13 protein-coding genes and 1 pseudogene are annotated in these 14,193 nt (G+C 66.8%); 7 read left to right on the plus strand and 7 right to left on the minus strand.

The window, feature by feature from the left end; translation table 11 throughout:
• Positions 1 to 998 precede the first annotated feature (998 nt).
• Complete coding sequence (locus tag ACFXJL_RS34075) at positions 999 to 1,721, plus strand: lysophospholipid acyltransferase family protein (RefSeq protein ID WP_358882151.1); 723 nt, start codon at positions 999 to 1,001, stop codon at positions 1,719 to 1,721.
• Between the two features lie 36 nt (positions 1,722 to 1,757).
• On the opposite strand, the gene ACFXJL_RS34080 is transcribed toward ACFXJL_RS34075, so the two are convergent.
• The 5 genes from ACFXJL_RS34080 to ACFXJL_RS34100 form a co-directional block, all read right to left on the minus strand.
• Positions 1,758 to 2,450, minus strand: a complete 693-nt coding sequence (locus ACFXJL_RS34080) for a B3/4 domain-containing protein (protein ID WP_384699216.1) — start codon at positions 2,448 to 2,450, stop codon at positions 1,758 to 1,760.
• 11 nt (positions 2,451 to 2,461) lie between these two features.
• Entirely contained in the window at positions 2,462 to 3,046 is a 585-nt protein-coding gene (locus ACFXJL_RS34085) for a transglutaminase domain-containing protein (RefSeq protein WP_384699219.1), read from the minus strand.
• Positions 3,047 to 3,123: 77 nt separating this feature from the next.
• Positions 3,124 to 4,203 carry a threonine aldolase family protein gene (locus tag ACFXJL_RS34090; RefSeq protein WP_384699222.1) on the minus strand — a complete coding sequence of 360 codons (1,080 nt, stop codon included), beginning with the start codon at positions 4,201 to 4,203 and terminating at the stop codon, positions 3,124 to 3,126.
• Positions 4,182 to 4,934, minus strand: coding sequence for an SDR family NAD(P)-dependent oxidoreductase (locus ACFXJL_RS34095; protein ID WP_358882155.1), 753 nt, complete (start codon positions 4,932 to 4,934; stop codon positions 4,182 to 4,184). The genes ACFXJL_RS34090 and ACFXJL_RS34095 overlap by 22 nt, the downstream gene beginning before the upstream one ends.
• A 26-nt stretch (positions 4,935 to 4,960) precedes the next feature.
• The gene (locus tag ACFXJL_RS34100; protein ID WP_384699226.1) at positions 4,961 to 6,376 is read right to left on the minus strand and encodes a DUF6421 family protein; all 1,416 of its coding nucleotides are present in this window, start codon (positions 6,374 to 6,376) and stop codon (positions 4,961 to 4,963) included.
• A 455-nt stretch (positions 6,377 to 6,831) separates the two neighbouring features.
• On the opposite strand from ACFXJL_RS34100, the gene ACFXJL_RS34105 reads away from it, so the two are divergent.
• Entirely contained in the window at positions 6,832 to 7,515 is a 684-nt protein-coding gene (locus ACFXJL_RS34105; RefSeq protein ID WP_358882157.1) for a glycerophosphodiester phosphodiesterase family protein, read from the plus strand.
• Positions 7,516 to 7,672: 157 nt separating this feature from the next.
• On the opposite strand, the gene ACFXJL_RS34110 is transcribed toward ACFXJL_RS34105, so the two are convergent.
• A complete protein-coding gene (locus ACFXJL_RS34110; RefSeq protein WP_384699230.1) occupies positions 7,673 to 8,242 on the minus strand; it encodes a GNAT family N-acetyltransferase in 570 nt (189 codons plus the stop codon).
• A 258-nt stretch (positions 8,243 to 8,500) separates the two neighbouring features.
• Here ACFXJL_RS34110 and ACFXJL_RS34115 point away from each other — a divergent pair, with 258 nt between their 5' ends.
• The 4 genes and pseudogenes from ACFXJL_RS34115 (at position 8,501) to ACFXJL_RS34130 (ending at position 11,766) form a co-directional block, all read left to right on the plus strand.
• On the plus strand, positions 8,501 to 9,049 hold the full coding sequence (locus tag ACFXJL_RS34115; RefSeq protein ID WP_384699233.1) for a DUF5134 domain-containing protein: 549 nt from the start codon (positions 8,501 to 8,503) through the stop codon (positions 9,047 to 9,049).
• 211 nt (positions 9,050 to 9,260) lie between these two features.
• Positions 9,261 to 10,195 (plus strand): annotated as a pseudogene (locus tag ACFXJL_RS34120) (M56 family metallopeptidase).
• Between the two features lie 60 nt (positions 10,196 to 10,255).
• On the plus strand, positions 10,256 to 10,957 hold the full coding sequence (locus ACFXJL_RS34125; RefSeq protein ID WP_384699235.1) for a phosphatase PAP2 family protein: 702 nt from the start codon (positions 10,256 to 10,258) through the stop codon (positions 10,955 to 10,957).
• Between the two features lie 146 nt (positions 10,958 to 11,103).
• A complete protein-coding gene (locus tag ACFXJL_RS34130; protein WP_384644683.1) occupies positions 11,104 to 11,766 on the plus strand; it encodes a TetR/AcrR family transcriptional regulator in 663 nt (220 codons plus the stop codon).
• On the opposite strand, the gene ACFXJL_RS34135 is transcribed toward ACFXJL_RS34130, so the two are convergent.
• Positions 11,745 to 13,322 carry an LVIVD repeat-containing protein gene (locus ACFXJL_RS34135; RefSeq protein WP_384699238.1) on the minus strand — a complete coding sequence of 526 codons (1,578 nt, stop codon included), beginning with the start codon at positions 13,320 to 13,322 and terminating at the stop codon, positions 11,745 to 11,747. The genes ACFXJL_RS34130 and ACFXJL_RS34135 overlap by 22 nt on opposite strands.
• A 246-nt stretch (positions 13,323 to 13,568) precedes the next feature.
• On the opposite strand from ACFXJL_RS34135, the gene ACFXJL_RS34140 reads away from it, so the two are divergent.
• On the plus strand, positions 13,569 to 14,189 hold the full coding sequence (locus tag ACFXJL_RS34140) for a DUF305 domain-containing protein (RefSeq protein ID WP_384644685.1): 621 nt from the start codon (positions 13,569 to 13,571) through the stop codon (positions 14,187 to 14,189).
• Positions 14,190 to 14,193 lie beyond the last annotated feature (4 nt).

The following is a 14,193-nucleotide window of genomic DNA, read 5'->3' on the forward strand; positions in this document are numbered from 1 at the left end:
ACCAAATCCTCACCAAACCCCCGATCACCCGAAGCATCCGGCACATACTTCACACACACCACAATCCGCAAACTCACAACCAAACCTCCTACTGAAACGGCTTCCGCCGAGCGGTCCTTACATCGGACGAGCGACTACCTCCTCGGCGGCCCTCGACCTCGACCTCGAACGGGGAGTGTCCGGTCGAGACGGGCGCACCCCGAGTCAAACGTTACTCGCCAGTACGATCCTTAACCTACCCGCTACGCCCGCCCCGAGAACTGTGACCTTGCCAACGCGACCCGAACGGGGCGCCGGCGGCACCCAAAGGCCCGAACACGGCACGACACCCCGTACGTTCGCCGCACCGCTCGGGATCCGGCGGCCGGACGCAGAAGTGCAGACCAGTCACGTCGGGTTCCATCGGGGGACGGCACACCTTCCTGGTTCGGGTTCCATCGATTCGAGGTGCGAAGAGCGTCGCTTCCCCTTCGGTGAAGGTCATCAATCGGGGCCCCTGGATGCTCGTCGGACACCCGGAACCCACCCGTCCTTCTGGAGCGAAAATTCGCCAACTCAAAAAGGTGTTCGCCAATCCAAAAATCGCCATCGGCGGCCCGATGGCGAACGCGGTGAGCACAGCGGCCATGAAGACGACAGAGCCTTCGCCGTGGGCGGCGAGGGCCCGCGACTCCGCCGTCTGACGTCACAAGGGAGATTCGAGCAGCTCAGCCACGGTTTTCCACTGATGGTCAACGTTCGTCGAGGCAGTCGCGGGGAGGTCGCCTGGCCGGGCGGTTGGGGCTCCTTGGGCGGCCCGCCAGTGCCGCTGTATATGGGGAGTACAGTCAAGTACGGCCGGAAATGTTCGACGTGACAAGAATCTCGCACGCCAAAGTCTCCAGGACTGGTCAGCGCGACGCACATGGGGCACGATCTGCCACAGTGCCGAAAACCTACGGCTGCGTAACTTCCACCGGGCGAACCCTCCCCGGGCACGACAGAAGGGTCCTCCCCAGATGGCAGAGTTGGTCTATCGACCGGTCGTCGGTGCCGCGCTCACGTTGTTCAAGGCGCTCGACCTGAAGATCGACACTCAAGGCGCCCAGAACATCCCCCGCACGGGCGGTGCCGTTCTGGTCAGCAACCACATCAGCTATCTGGACTTCATCTTCGCCGGGCTCACCGCGCTCCCCCAGAAGCGGCTGGTCCGCTTCATGGCCAAGGACGCGGTCTTTCGCCACAAGGTGTCGGGACCATTGATGCGCGGAATGAAGCACATTCCGGTGGACCGCGAGCAGGGTGAGGCCGCGTACAGGCAGGCCCTTGAGTCCCTGCGCTCGGGCGAGATCATCGGTGTGTTCCCCGAGGCGACCATCTCGCAGTCGTTCACCTTGAAGTCATTCAAGTCCGGCGCGGCCCGCATGGCGCAGGAGGCGGGCGTACCGCTGATCCCGGTCGCACTCTGGGGTACTCAGCGACTGTGGACCAAGGGGCGCCCGCGCAACTTCCGGCGCAGCCACATCCCCGTCACCATCCGAGTGGGAGAGCCCATCGAGGCCCCCAAGGACCAGTACGCGGGTGCGATCACCCGTCGGGTGCGCGAGCGGGTGCAGGAACTGCTCGAAGATGCCCAGCGCGCCTACCCCGTGCGCCCCAAGGACGCCTCGGACACCTGGTGGGTGCCGGCGCACCTCGGAGGGACGGCGCCGACTCCGGCCGAGGTACGCGAGGCTCGCTGAGCAACCGTCGAGCGTTTGCCTCGACGCGGCGACCGGTCAGTGCGGTGGGTGCACGATGATCCGCACCTCCGGACTCACCTTCTCCAGTGCTGCGACGAGTTCGGCGCCGGCCGCTTCCAGCTCCGCGCGGGACATCGGGGGCAGTGACTCCAAGAGGAAGACGGCATTGACCGACTCCTCCGTGAGTCGGGTGCGGGGCCCTTGGCGCCAGTTCCACCGGCGGCAGGTGACGCCTGTGTCGTCGCACCAGATGACCTCGCCCGGCTCCGGGTGCTCCACCGTTTCTTCGCCGGCCGCGAGCGTGGCGAACGATTCCTGTCCGGTGGCTCGCACCAGCCGCATCTCTCCCGCGATGTGGTCGAGGTCCTCGCCTCCGACGGGAATCAGATGGGCCACGCTGATCGCGTTGTAGAGGTCGACCAGACGGTTGATGCGAGGGAGTCCGGCGTCCGTGAGAGCCCTCTTCCCCAGGGCCTCGGCGGAGTTTCGCGTCCGGGAGGGCTTGGCGCCGAAGGCGGTGTAGGCCGCTCGCCAGGCGATCATGTGCGGGTCCTCGTGCGGGGCGCGTCCGTCGAGGCGTACGGCCAACCGGCGTGTGGCATCGTCCAGCAAGGCCGAACTCGCTTCGTCGCTGGGCCCGTTCAGCAGGCCGTGCGCCTCGATGGCGAGATGGGTGAAGCCGGGAACGAGAGCCGTGACGTCGGGGGAGACATCGAGGGTGAGCGCCATGCCGGAGTGCCTCATAGTTCTCTGGGGAGGTGGAGCCAGAGCGATTCACGATCGCTTGCGGTGGTGAGCGCGCGTAGCACCACCGGGTGTGGTTCAGCGTACAGTACTGGATAGTCCAGTTCATTGGACTCGGGGTCCACGGTGAAGGCCAGCCGCTCCCCGTCGAGTGAGAACCGGGCATCGACGCCTGGCTTGTTGCCGCGCGGATCCTGTCGCGCCCATTCATCCCCGTTCGGCATCCGTACGGCGACCAGGCCGTGAATCACTCCGAGGTTCTGGTAGCAGAGCGCCGTGGGGATGCCTTCGGCCCGCAGGAGCGCCGCGAGGGCGTGGGCCTTCGCGTAGCAGATGCCCGTCCGCAGTCTCAGTACGTCGGAGGCGCGCCAGGTGACACGGGGGTCGTCGGCGTCGTGGGAGTGCGGCACTTCGTCGCGTACGAAGTCGAAGGCGGCCTCGGCGTACGCCGCGGGGTCACCCTGGGCAACCGACGAGCGGAGGTCGGCAGCGATCTCCCGCACCAGTGGGTGCTGGTGGTCGATGGCCTCGCTCGCTGCCAGATAGGCAGCGATGTCCGGGTCCTGCTGAATGAGCTCCATGCCCGTCGACCCTAAGCAAGCGGCTGACCGGATGCAATACTTTTCCGGTCGGCCACATATTCATGCATGGGTCGGCGCTAGTGCGTCATCTCTTCCTTCAGCGCCTGGACGAAGGAGTCGACGTCGTCCTCGGAGGTGTCGAAGGAACACATCCAGCGGACGTCCCCCGCGGTCTCGTCCCAGAAGTAGAACCGGAAGCGGCGCTGCAAACGGCGGCTGACGTCATGGGGCAGCCGGGCGAACACCGCATTGGCCTGGACGGGGTGGAGGATCTCCACTCCATCGACGTCGCGCACTCCGGCCGCCAGCCGTTGGGCCATCGAGTTGGAGTGCCGCGCGTTGCGCAGCCAGAGATCACGGGCGAGCAATGCCTCCAGTTGCACGGAGACGAAGCGCATCTTCGAGGCGAGCTGCATGGACATCTTGCGAAGGTGCTTCATATGGCTGACGGCGTCCGGGTTGAGGACGATGACCGCCTCCCCGAACAGCATCCCGTTCTTCGTACCGCCGAAGGACAGCACGTCCACGCCCACCGCATTGGTGAACGTCCGCATGGGAACGTCCAGCGAGGCGGCGGCATTGGCTATGCGGGCCCCATCGAGATGGACCTTCATGCCCCGCTCATGAGCGTGCTCGACGATGGCGCGGATCTCACGGGGCGTGTAGACCGTGCCCAGTTCGGTGTTCTGGGTGATGGACACGACCTGCGGCATCGCACGGTGCTCGTCCTCCCAACCCCATGCCTGTCGGTCGATGAGCTCGGGGGTGAGCTTCCCGTCCTCCGTGGGCACGGTGAGGAGCTTCAGCCCGCCCATGCGTTCGGGCGCGCCGCCTTCGTCGACGTTGATGTGTGCGCTCTCGGCACAGATCACCGCGCCCCAGCGGTCGGTCAGCGCCTGGAGGGCGGTGACGTTGGCGCCGGTGCCGTTGAAGACCGGGAACGCCTCGGCCGTCGAACCGAAGTGGCTGTGCATCAGCCGCTGGAGGTGGTCCGTGTACTCGTCCTCGCCGTAGGAGACCTGATGCCCGCCGTTGGCGAGGGCGAGTGCGGCCAGGACCTCTGGGTGCGCCCCCGCGTAGTTGTCGCTGGCGAAGCCACGGGACGCGGGGTCGTGATGGCGTCGTGCGTCGGTCTTCACGGTCGGGGCGTCAGCCACAGGCGCTGTCCGTTCACTTCTGCGGCCGACCGGTCCCAGACGCCGGCGATGGATTCGGCCAGTTCGGCCACGTCCGTGAAGCCCGCGAACTTCGCGTTCGGGCGTTCGGCGCGCATCGCGTCGTGGACCAGGGCCTTGACGACCAGGATGGCGGCTGCGGCCCTGGGGCCCTCGTCACCTCCGGCCTTGCCGAACGCGTCCGCGAGTGCCAACGTCCACGCCTCGGCTGCGGCCTTGGCCGAAGCGTAGGCGGCGTTGCCCGCCGTGGGACTGCTCGCGCCGGCGGCGCTGATCAGTAGGTACCGGCCGCGGTCGCTGCGCTGCAATCCATCGTGGAAGGCGAGGCTGGTGCTCTGGACGGTACGGATGAGTAGTCGCTCCAGGACGTCCCAGTCCCCCAACTCGGTGGCGGCGAAGGACGAGCTTCCCCGCCAGCCGCCGACCAGGTGGACCAGTCCGTCGATCCGACCGAACTCCTTCTCCGTCTTGTCGGCCCATTCGCGGGTGGCGGCGAGATCGAGGAGGTCGACGGTGTCACCGGTGACGGTCGCTCCACCGTGGGCGTATCGAGCGGCGTCGACCGCGGAGGCCAGACGCTCCGGGTCGGCGTCGGACCCCACCACGATCGCTCCGGCCTCGGCCAGTCGCAGCAGGGTCGCCCGACCGGCGGGGCCTGCTGCTCCGGCGACCGCGATGACGGCACCTTCCAACGGACCGCCTGCGTTCGTCATACTCGTCGCCTCCTGTGTACGCATGCTCACGCGGCTGCCCCGGGAGCGGCTTCGTCGTTCCGGGTGCGCTCTGCGGTGATCCCCTTCGTGGAGGCGATCACGTTCTTCAGCTTCTTGGCGAGTGCCTCGTAGAACATGCTGAGCGGGAACTCGTCGGGAAGCACGTCATCCACGAGTTTACGAGGCGGCTGGGTCAGGTCGAGGGCGTCGGGGCCCTTGGCCCAGCGGGAGCCGGGGTGGGGGGCGAGGTAGGTGGAGACCAGCTCGTACGCCGCGAACCAGTGGACGAGCTTGGGGCGGTCGATGCCGTCGCGGTAGAGCTTCTCGATCTCGCCGCAGAGCTGGTTGGTGACCTGGGGCGCCCGCTCCCAGTCGATCTTCAGCTTGTTGTCGGTCCAACGGACCACGTCGTGCTTGTGGAGGTAGGCGAAGAGGAGCTGGCCGCCGAGGCCGTCGTAGTTGCGCACGCGCTCGCCGGTGACGGGGAACCGGAACATGCGGTCGAAGAGGACGGCGTACTGGACGTCACGCCCCTGTGCAACGCCGTCGGCCTCCAGGTGCACGGCCTCCTTGAAGGCGGTGAGGTCGCAGCGCAGCTCCTCCAGCCCGTACATCCAAAACGGCTGCCGCTGCTTGATCATGAACGGGTCGAACGGCAGGTCGCCATGGCTGTGGGTGCGGTCGTGGACCATGTCCCACAGGACGAACGCCTCTTGGCAGCGCTGCTGGTCCTCCACCATCTCCGCGATGTCCGCGGGGAGTTCGAGGCCGAGGATGTCGACAGCGGCGGTGGTCACGGCGCGGAAGCGCGCGGCCTCGCGGTCGCAGAAGATACCGCCCCAGGTGAAGCGTTCGGGAGCCTCACGGACGGCGATGGTCTCCGGGAAGAGCACCGCGGAGTTGGTGTCGTAGCCGGAGGTGAAGTCTTCGAAGGTGATGCCGCAGAAGAGGGGGTTGTCGTACCGGGTCCGCTCCAGTTCGGCGAGCCACTCGGGCCACACCATGCGCAGCACGACCGCTTCGAGATTGCGGTCCGGATTGCCGTTCTGCGTGTACATCGGGAAGACCACCAGATGCTGGAGGCCGTCCGCACGTGACGCGGCGGGCTGGAAGGCGAGGAGGGAGTCGAGGAAGTCCGGCACGTCGAAGGCGCCGTCGGCCCACTTGCGCAGATCCGCAACGAGCGCGCGGTGATATTCCGCGTCGTGCGGCAGGAGGGGGGAGAGCTCCTCGACCGCATCGGCGACCTGGCCGAGCACGGTCTCGGCGCCGGCGCGGGTCGGTGCGTCGTCGGCGTCGAAGTCGATTGAGCCGTCCTTCGACTGCCAGCCGCGGATCTCCTCGACGGCATTCTTGAGCCGGGGCCAAGCTGGGTGATCCACCACCCGGTCGGCAATGGATATGGCCGCTACAACAGCGTCCTGCACAAGAATTTCCGTCATGTCACTTCCTCCACGGGAGAACCTCGCGTCAAGACACCGTATCCATTTAACCTTCTTCCGGACAAGTGGCATCTCGCAAAATATCCTGCATCCACCCATGATCACCGGAAGGTTTCCGGTAAGGGAAGCTACCCGCGATGTCTTCCGCTATTCATGCTCCGCATCGAGTCAGCATCCAGTCGCGCCGCCACTCCCTTCTCGCCAGCCGCCAGGCACTGCTTTCGGACCTCCCATCGCGCCGCGGCCACCGTCCGACGTCAAGCCCTCCGCGGACGCGCCCACGAACGGGGGACACTCCTTCTTCCAGGGGACCACGAAGCACACCGACAGACCACTTCACCCGACCGTGCGGGCACCATTGCCCGACCCCGTCCGGCTACTAGGCTGCCTCCTTGCCGAGCGGTGCCGCCAGGCAACGCCGCACGGAATCCGCCGTCGACGGAAGCGAGAGAATCTTGACGTTCCTCACCATCGGTCATCGCGGGGTCATGGGCGTGGAGCCGGAGAACACCCTGCGCTCCTTCATCCGGGCCGAACGGTCCGGGATGGACGCGATCGAGCTCGATCTGCATCTCAGCAAGGACGGCGCGCTCGTCGTCATGCACGACGCGGACGTGGACCGCACGACCGACGGAAGCGGTCCCATCGCCGAGAAGACACTCGCCGAGCTGCGCGGACTGGACGCCGGGAAGGGCGAACGGGTACCGGTCTTCGAGGAAGTGCTCGACGCCGTGCAGGCGCCGCTCCAGGCGGAGATCAAGGACGTGGCGGCAGCCCGTGCACTCGCCGCGGTGATCCGCCGTCGCGACCTGCTCGACCGGATCACGGTCTCGTCCTTCCACGACGAGGCGGTCGCAGAGATCGCCGCGCTCGTACCCGGGGTACAGACCGTGCTGATCGCGAGCAGATGGGAGTCGAACATCGTCGATCGGGCGAAGGCCGTGGGCGCGGGAACGCTCGCACTCAACATCCGGCGGCTGACGCTGGAGACCGTGGAACACGCCCACGAGGAAGCGATCGCGGTGATCGGCTGGGTGGTGAACACCCAGGAACACCTTCGACTGGTGCGAGCCCTGGAACTCGACGGCGCGACCACGGACTACCCGGCGATCAAGCGCACCGGACGCTTCACCGCCTAGCGGCCACGGCTGTCGCTCGGCCCATGGGTACGGGCCGAGCGACAGCCGACAAAACCGATAAAGCCGACAGAGCCCGGCGAGGACCGGTTGCAGCCCCTCGCCGCCGGGACAGACAGTCCCCGGTACGGCGCCGGTCGTCGAGCACGACCTGTCCGATCTACCCGAGGTCCTTCACCAACAGCTCGAACGCGAGGTCGTCGCGGAGCGGGATGCCGAAACGGGCATCGCCGTACGGGAACGGGGTCATGTTGCCGGTACGCCGATAGCCGCGGCGCTCGTACCAGGCGATGAGGTCGTCCCGTACCGAGATCACGGTCATCTGCATCGACTTCACACCCCATGTCTCACGAGCGGTCCGTTCCGCCTCGGCGAGGACCCGCCGTCCCAGACCGCCGCCCTGGGCGTGCGGACGCACCGCGAACATGCCGAAGTACGCCGCGTCACCGCGGTGCTCCAACTGACAGCACGCGATCAGTTCCCCCGACCGCTCCACCGTGAGCAGTCGACTCCCGCGGGTGGAGATGACCCGGCGGACATCGTCCGCGTCCGTACGCCCGCCGGCGAGGAGATCGGCTTCGGTGGTCCAGCCGCCCCGGCTCGTCTCACCCCGATACGCGGAGTGGATCAGCTCGACCAGTGCCGGGGCATCGGCCTCCACCGCATCCTTGAAGGTGATCTCGTCCGGGAAGGCGATCTCGTCGGGCTCACGGGGTGGTGCGGTATCCATGGCGGCGCTCTCCTGCTTCCTCCGCACGTGGCGGGCGGGTACCCGGACCGGTTCGGCTGGGTGCGGACGCCCCGAGGGTACGGGGTGCGACCCCCGTTGCGCGCCGGGGTGGATGTATCGCACATGTGCAGACCCGTGAGCAGTGGTCGCGGGGTCCTGTGCTCCCGGCTCACCCCTGTGCGCCCCGGTGCGCTCCTGCTCCCGATGGGCATCGACCTGTCGAGGGAACCAGCGAGCCAGTAGGAGGGGGAGGCCGCCATGCATGGCCCCGCGGTGTCCGGCTGGCTACTCGTCGCCCTCTGCGGCGGAACAGGAACGTACGGTCTGGTGCAATTGCGGACCCGCTCGGGCCCGACCCGCGAGGCAGTGGGCGGCGAGGCGCTGATGGGGTGCGGCATGGCCGCCATGGCGGTGCCGTCGGCTGCGTTCGCCCCTCCTGACTGGGCCTGGACGGTGTACGCGGTCGTCTACGGCGTTGCCGCGCTCGCCGCGCTGCGGGTGCTCCCCCGGGGCATCCACCACCTGCACCATCTCATCGGCCTCCTCGCCATGGTCTACATGGCGATCGCGATGGCGTACGGCGATGCTCACTCCGGCCATGCGGCGGGGGGTCTGCCCGCACTGACGGGCGCCCTGGCGGTGTACTACGCCGGCTATGTACTGGCATTCGCGGCCCGGCTCGCCCCGACGGCTGCGCACAAGGTCGGTACGGTCCTGACCGAACCTTCCGACGTGCCTCCGGAGATGCTGACGGCCTGCCGACTGGCGATGGGGGTCGCCATGTTGGCGATGCTGCTGATGCTGTGACTCATCACCGCGTCACCGCGTCACCGCCTCACCGCATCACCTCAAGACCTCATGACGGTAGGACCGAAGGCTCTTCATCTTTTCTGAACACCCATTCATTCTGGGCATTCGTCCGCTCTTGACAGCTCATGACGGCCAGAAACCGTGGCGTACGTCACTTGCCGCGCGTGATCGTACGCACAGACAGTTCCCGCCTCATAAAGTGACGAACATGTTGGTCTCCCTTGTGCTGCTGTCGATCGGAGCACTGGCCGCCGTGCTGGCGCCGCGGCTCGTGTCGCGCGCCGATTGGTTGGAGCGCGAGCCGATCGTGGCCCTGTGGGTGTGGCAGTGCGTGGTGGTGGCAGTGCTGCTCTCCTTCGCGCTCTCGATGACCTTCAGTGCGGCTGCGGCCTGGCAACTGGTCAGGGGACAGGTCTTCGCGCCGGCGCCCACCGCGGTCGTGGACGCCTATGCACTGGGAACCGACGAGCCGTGGGCCGCAGCTCTCGCAGTGACCCTGGCCTGCGGCGGCCTCTGGACCCTCGCGATGCTCACGCGTGAGATCACCGGTGCCCGGACCCGCCGCAAACGACGTCGTGCCGAGCTCTTGGTGCGAGCCCCCCTGATGCCGGGTGAGGCCACGGCAGGAGATCGACTCGTGGTGCTCGAAGGCGCCCGTCCCGGAGCCTGGTGGCTACCGGGTGCGGCGCCCCAACTCGTTGTCACCACCGCCGCGTTGCGCCGTTTGAAGGGCCGCCAACTCGATGCCGTACTGGCGCATGAACACGGACACGCACGCTTCCGGCACGACTGGCTCCTCCACTGCTCGGCCGCGCTCGCCAACGGCTTTCCACAGATCCCGGTGTTCGCCGCGTTCCGGGACGAGATGCACCGCCTGGTGGAACTGGCCGCGGACGATGTGGCCTCCAAGCGGTTCGGCCGGCTGACGATCGCTCTCGCGCTCGTCGAACTCAACGAGGACCGTGGAGTGTTCGGCCCCTGCCCCGCTCCTGATGCCCAGCTGCCACAGCGCGTCCATCGGCTCCTGTCCGCGACACCGCGACTGACCGCGGGCCGCAGGCTCCGGCTGACGGCGCAGCGGCTTTCGTCCCGGTGGTTCCGCTGCTGGTGGCGTTCGTACCTGCGATCCTGGCCCTGGGCTGATCTTCAAGGAGTCGCGCAACCGATGGCGGTACATCCCGTCGGAGGGGGAAGATCCTCCCCATGCTCTCCCCACGATCCGCGCCCCCCGTCCGTCCGGCGCCCAGTTCCTTCCGCGTCAAGCTCTTCCGCGCCGGCGTCGCCCTGTCCGTCGCGGCGATCGTCCTGCTGGTGCTGGTTGTCCTCTCCTGGTCTCCGTTGATCTCCTTCGACCGATCGGTCTCCACCACCTGGCACCGCTGGGCCGTGGACGCGCCCGGTCTGGTCCGGTTCAACCGGATTCTCAGCGACTGGGTGTGGGATCCGTGGACCATGCGCGCCTTGATCGCGGTGGCCTTCTGCTGGTTGTGGTGGCGGCGAGAGCGACTGCTCGCGGTCTGGATCGCGGTCACCAGCGCGACGGGGACCTTCCTCCAGCAGGGCGTCAAAGCGGCGGTCGGACGGGAGCGGCCCCAGTGGCCCGACCCGGTGGATTCCGCGCACTACGCGGCGTTCCCCTCCGGTCATGCGCTGACGGCAACGGTTACCTGCGGACTGCTGTTGTGGCTGCTGGTCCGCCACGGCGCGGGGACCAAGGTCTGGCGGTTGAGCCTGGTCGCGGCAGCCGTCTCGGTCATCGGTGTGGGCTTGACCCGACTCTTCCTCGGTGTGCACTGGCCGAGTGATGTGCTGGAGGGCTGGCTGATGGGCATGGCCTGGGTGGCCTTCTCCATCACCGCGTACGACCGGTTCGTGCGCTCCCGGCAGGGCTCGGACACTCCCTAGCGGCGCACCCGCAGCACGGCGCTGCCCGGACCGGGCGATCCCCCGCGTCGCCCGGTCCGGGCAGCCCCTCCGCACGGACCTCACCGGCCCGACGACGGAATGCGCTGAGTATATTGGCTCGGAGCCAGTCAACGCAGGAGACCAGCATGTCCCCACGACGCCCGTCGGTCAATGAAGAACTCCGTCGGCGTTCCCGGGAACGGCTTCTTCAAGCAACCGTGGAGTTGGTGGGCGAGCGGGGATTCGAGGCGACGACGCTCGCCGACATCGCCGACCGGGCCGGGTCGGCGCGCGGCCTGGTCTCGTACTACTTTCCCGGCAAGCGACAACTCTTCCAGTCGGCTGTGCACCGGCTGATGCACCGAACCCTGGAAGCCGCCCTGCACCGTGAGCCCCACTCGGACGACGGCCTTGAGGTACTGGCCCGTGCGATCGACGCGGTGCTCGGACTCGCCGCGGATCGTCCTCTTCTGATGCGGACGCACATGTCGGGGGTGCTCCAGGCGGAGGGGTTCGTGCAATGCCCCGAACAACAACGACTGGCGGCGCTTCTACGGGGGGCGGTGGAGCGGTACGGATCCCGTCAGGTGGACGTCGACTATCCGTTGTTGCGAGCCCAACTGATGGGCGCGGTGTTCGCCATGGTGCTGCCCGGCGCTCCGCTGCCGCTCGGCGATCTGCGCTCGGAGTTGTTCCAACGGTACGGACTCGACTGGGAACTGGGTGTTCCGCCGGGTGGAGAACCACCCGGCGGAACACGTCATGCGGCGAGCGGCCTGATCAGAGATCAGTCACGATCGCGGTCGTGACCATGGCCGTGACCGTGACCGCGGTCATCGTCATCGTCATCGTCGTCATCATCATCGTCACGGTCGAAGTAGTCGGGCTGGGTCTGGACGTTGAGCTCATCCAGCCATACGCGCTTCGCGGGGTCCGTACGCCTGTCGTTGATCTTCAGGACGTCGAAGCCCTTCTCCATGTCGTTGGAGTAGACGTACCCGTTGTAGTAGTACGCGGACCAGGAGCCTCCCGAGATGGACTGGGTCGCGGAGATGGGACCGCGCTCGAAGTAGCCGATCTCCTGGGGGCGGGACGAGTTGGTGAAGTCCCAGACGGAGACACCGCCCTGGTACCACGCCTGGACCATGAGGTCCTTGCCCTTGACCGGGATGATCGAGCCGTTGTGCGCCACGCAGTTCTCGGTGGTGCCCTGGTGACGCGGGATCTTGAAGTAGCTACGGAAGATCAGCTTGCGGTTGTCTCCCTTGCCGACGAGGTCGTAGATGCCGTTGGCACCGCGCTTCGGGCCGACCTCTGCGTTACAGGTCGGAGCACCGCCGCCGCCGAGCTCATCGGTGAAGACGACCTTGTTGGCGCCCTGGTTGAAGGTGGCCGAGTGCCAGAACGCGAAGTTCACGTTGTCCTGGACGCGGTCGATGACCTTGGGGCGCTCGGGGTCCTTGATCGAGAACAGGATGCCGTCACCCATGCAGGCGCCGGCGGCCAGGTCCTTCGAGGGCAGGACGGTGATGTCGTGGCAGCCCGTGGTCTTCGAGACACCCGGGTTGGTGGGTCCACCGGGGTTGCCACCGCCGTCAGGACCCTCACCCGGGAAGAGCACCGGGAAGTTGACGACCTTGGCCTGCTCGGGAGCCTTCCGCGGCACCTTGATGATCGAGATGCCGTCGTGCGGGGGCTGGCAGTCCGGGAGCGCCACGTTGGGCGAGTAGGAGGAAACGTAGATGTAGACGTTGCGCCCGTCGGGTACCAGCGTGTTGGTGTGTGAACCACACGCGGTTTCCACAGCAGCGACGTACTTGGGGTTGCGCTTGTCGCTGATGTCGAAGATCTTCATGCCCTCCCACGAAGCCTTGATGGCCCCGGACTGCGACGTGCTGGCGCACGAGCTGTCGCTCCGTGAGGAGTCGGTGGACAGGAAGAGCAGGTTCCCGGAGACCGAGATGTCGTTCTGGCTACCGGGGCACAGAACCTGCGAGACGGTCTTCGGCGCCTTCGGGTTGCTGATGTCGAAGATGCGGAAACCGTCGTAGTTGCCCGCGAAGGCGTACTTGCCCTGGAAGGCAAGGTCAGAGTTGATGCCCTTGAGCGCGTCCTTGGGGATGTTGGTGATGTGCTCGACGTTCTTGCTGCGGACGACCTCGTCCACGCCGGGTATGTCACCGTTCTGAATGGCGGACCGCGTCTTGGACAGTTCGCTGGAAGTGGCCTCCTTCTCGACGGGGTCCCCGGGGCCGGGGACGGCGACGGCGGGGCCCGCCGTCAGCAATGTGGCAAGCAATCCGGCCGCGGCGGCTGCCACGCCCAAACGTCTGCGCCGCACGCGGGTGGTGTGCAACAGGGTCACTGCGTCCTCCCTAGTCTCCGTTCCTAGCGGAACGGTTCACGGACCCCGGCAGTATCTTCCTTTGCGTGGCCATATCAATAGATGGCTACACACACGTAATGAAAGTTTCTGATCGAATCACGTGGGAAGCGTGCTAGGACTGTCGCCAAACAGGCACCAAACGGTCGCCAAACATCGCAAGTGCCCCAGGAGGTATCCGTGTTCAACCGCCGACGGAATAGACGTGTTCGCATATCGGTGACCGCAATGGCCGTCACAGCAGCCGTACTCGCCCTGGGAGCCTGCGAGTCGGAGTCCGACGCGCCCGCCAAGTCCAAGGGGACAAGCACCGCTTCAGTGGTTGCACCGGGCAAACCGGGCGAGCCGGCTCGAACGATCTCCGCGGAGGAGGCTGCCAAGTCCATACCCGACGACTCGCCCAACGACGCAGACTTCGGCTATGTGGAGATGATGATCGAGCATCACGGACAGGCGCTCACCATGACGGCACTGGCCCCGGGGCGAGCGGAGTCCGTCAAGGTGAAGGGTTTGGCCGAACGCATCGCCGCATCACAGAAGCCCGAGATCACCGCGATGCGGGGCTGGTTGGCGAATCACAGCCGGGACAAGCCGAAGGGCGGCCACCATGAACACGGCTCCGAGCCGATGCCGGGCATGGCGACCGAGGCGCAGTTGAAGCAGCTGGGCGCCGCGAAGGGGAAGGCGTTCGATGAACTCTTCCTGAAGCTGATGATCGTTCACCATGAGGGTGCCGTCACCATGGCGGCCGAAGCGCTCTCCACCGGCAACAACATCCTCGTCCAGGAGATGGCCAACGATGTGATCGCCCAACAGACCAGCGAGATCGGTCGTATGGAGAGGTTGTGACGAA

It is taken from the genome of Streptomyces sp. NPDC059256, assembly GCF_042753785.1.
Lineage (GTDB): Bacteria > Actinomycetota > Actinomycetes > Streptomycetales > Streptomycetaceae > Streptomyces.

Excerpts from the sequence above, each read along its gene's own strand:
- ACFXJL_RS34130 (WP_384644683.1), top strand. The coding sequence starts at position 11,104 with ATGTCCCCACGACGCCCGTCGGTCAATGAAGAACTCCGTCGGCGTTCC.
- ACFXJL_RS34100 (WP_384699226.1), bottom strand. The coding sequence starts at position 6,376 with ATGACGGAAATTCTTGTGCAGGACGCTGTTGTAGCGGCCATATCCATT.
- ACFXJL_RS34085 (WP_384699219.1), bottom strand. The coding sequence starts at position 3,046 with ATGGAGCTCATTCAGCAGGACCCGGACATCGCTGCCTATCTGGCAGCG.
- ACFXJL_RS34075 (WP_358882151.1), top strand. The coding sequence starts at position 999 with ATGGCAGAGTTGGTCTATCGACCGGTCGTCGGTGCCGCGCTCACGTTG.
- ACFXJL_RS34080 (WP_384699216.1), bottom strand. The coding sequence starts at position 2,450 with ATGGCGCTCACCCTCGATGTCTCCCCCGACGTCACGGCTCTCGTTCCC.
- ACFXJL_RS34125 (WP_384699235.1), top strand. The coding sequence starts at position 10,256 with ATGCTCTCCCCACGATCCGCGCCCCCCGTCCGTCCGGCGCCCAGTTCC.
- ACFXJL_RS34095 (WP_358882155.1), bottom strand. The coding sequence starts at position 4,934 with ATGACGAACGCAGGCGGTCCGTTGGAAGGTGCCGTCATCGCGGTCGCC.
- ACFXJL_RS34140 (WP_384644685.1), top strand. The coding sequence starts at position 13,569 with ATGGCCGTCACAGCAGCCGTACTCGCCCTGGGAGCCTGCGAGTCGGAG.
- ACFXJL_RS34110 (WP_384699230.1), bottom strand. The coding sequence starts at position 8,242 with ATGGATACCGCACCACCCCGTGAGCCCGACGAGATCGCCTTCCCGGAC.
- ACFXJL_RS34115 (WP_384699233.1), top strand. The coding sequence starts at position 8,501 with ATGCATGGCCCCGCGGTGTCCGGCTGGCTACTCGTCGCCCTCTGCGGC.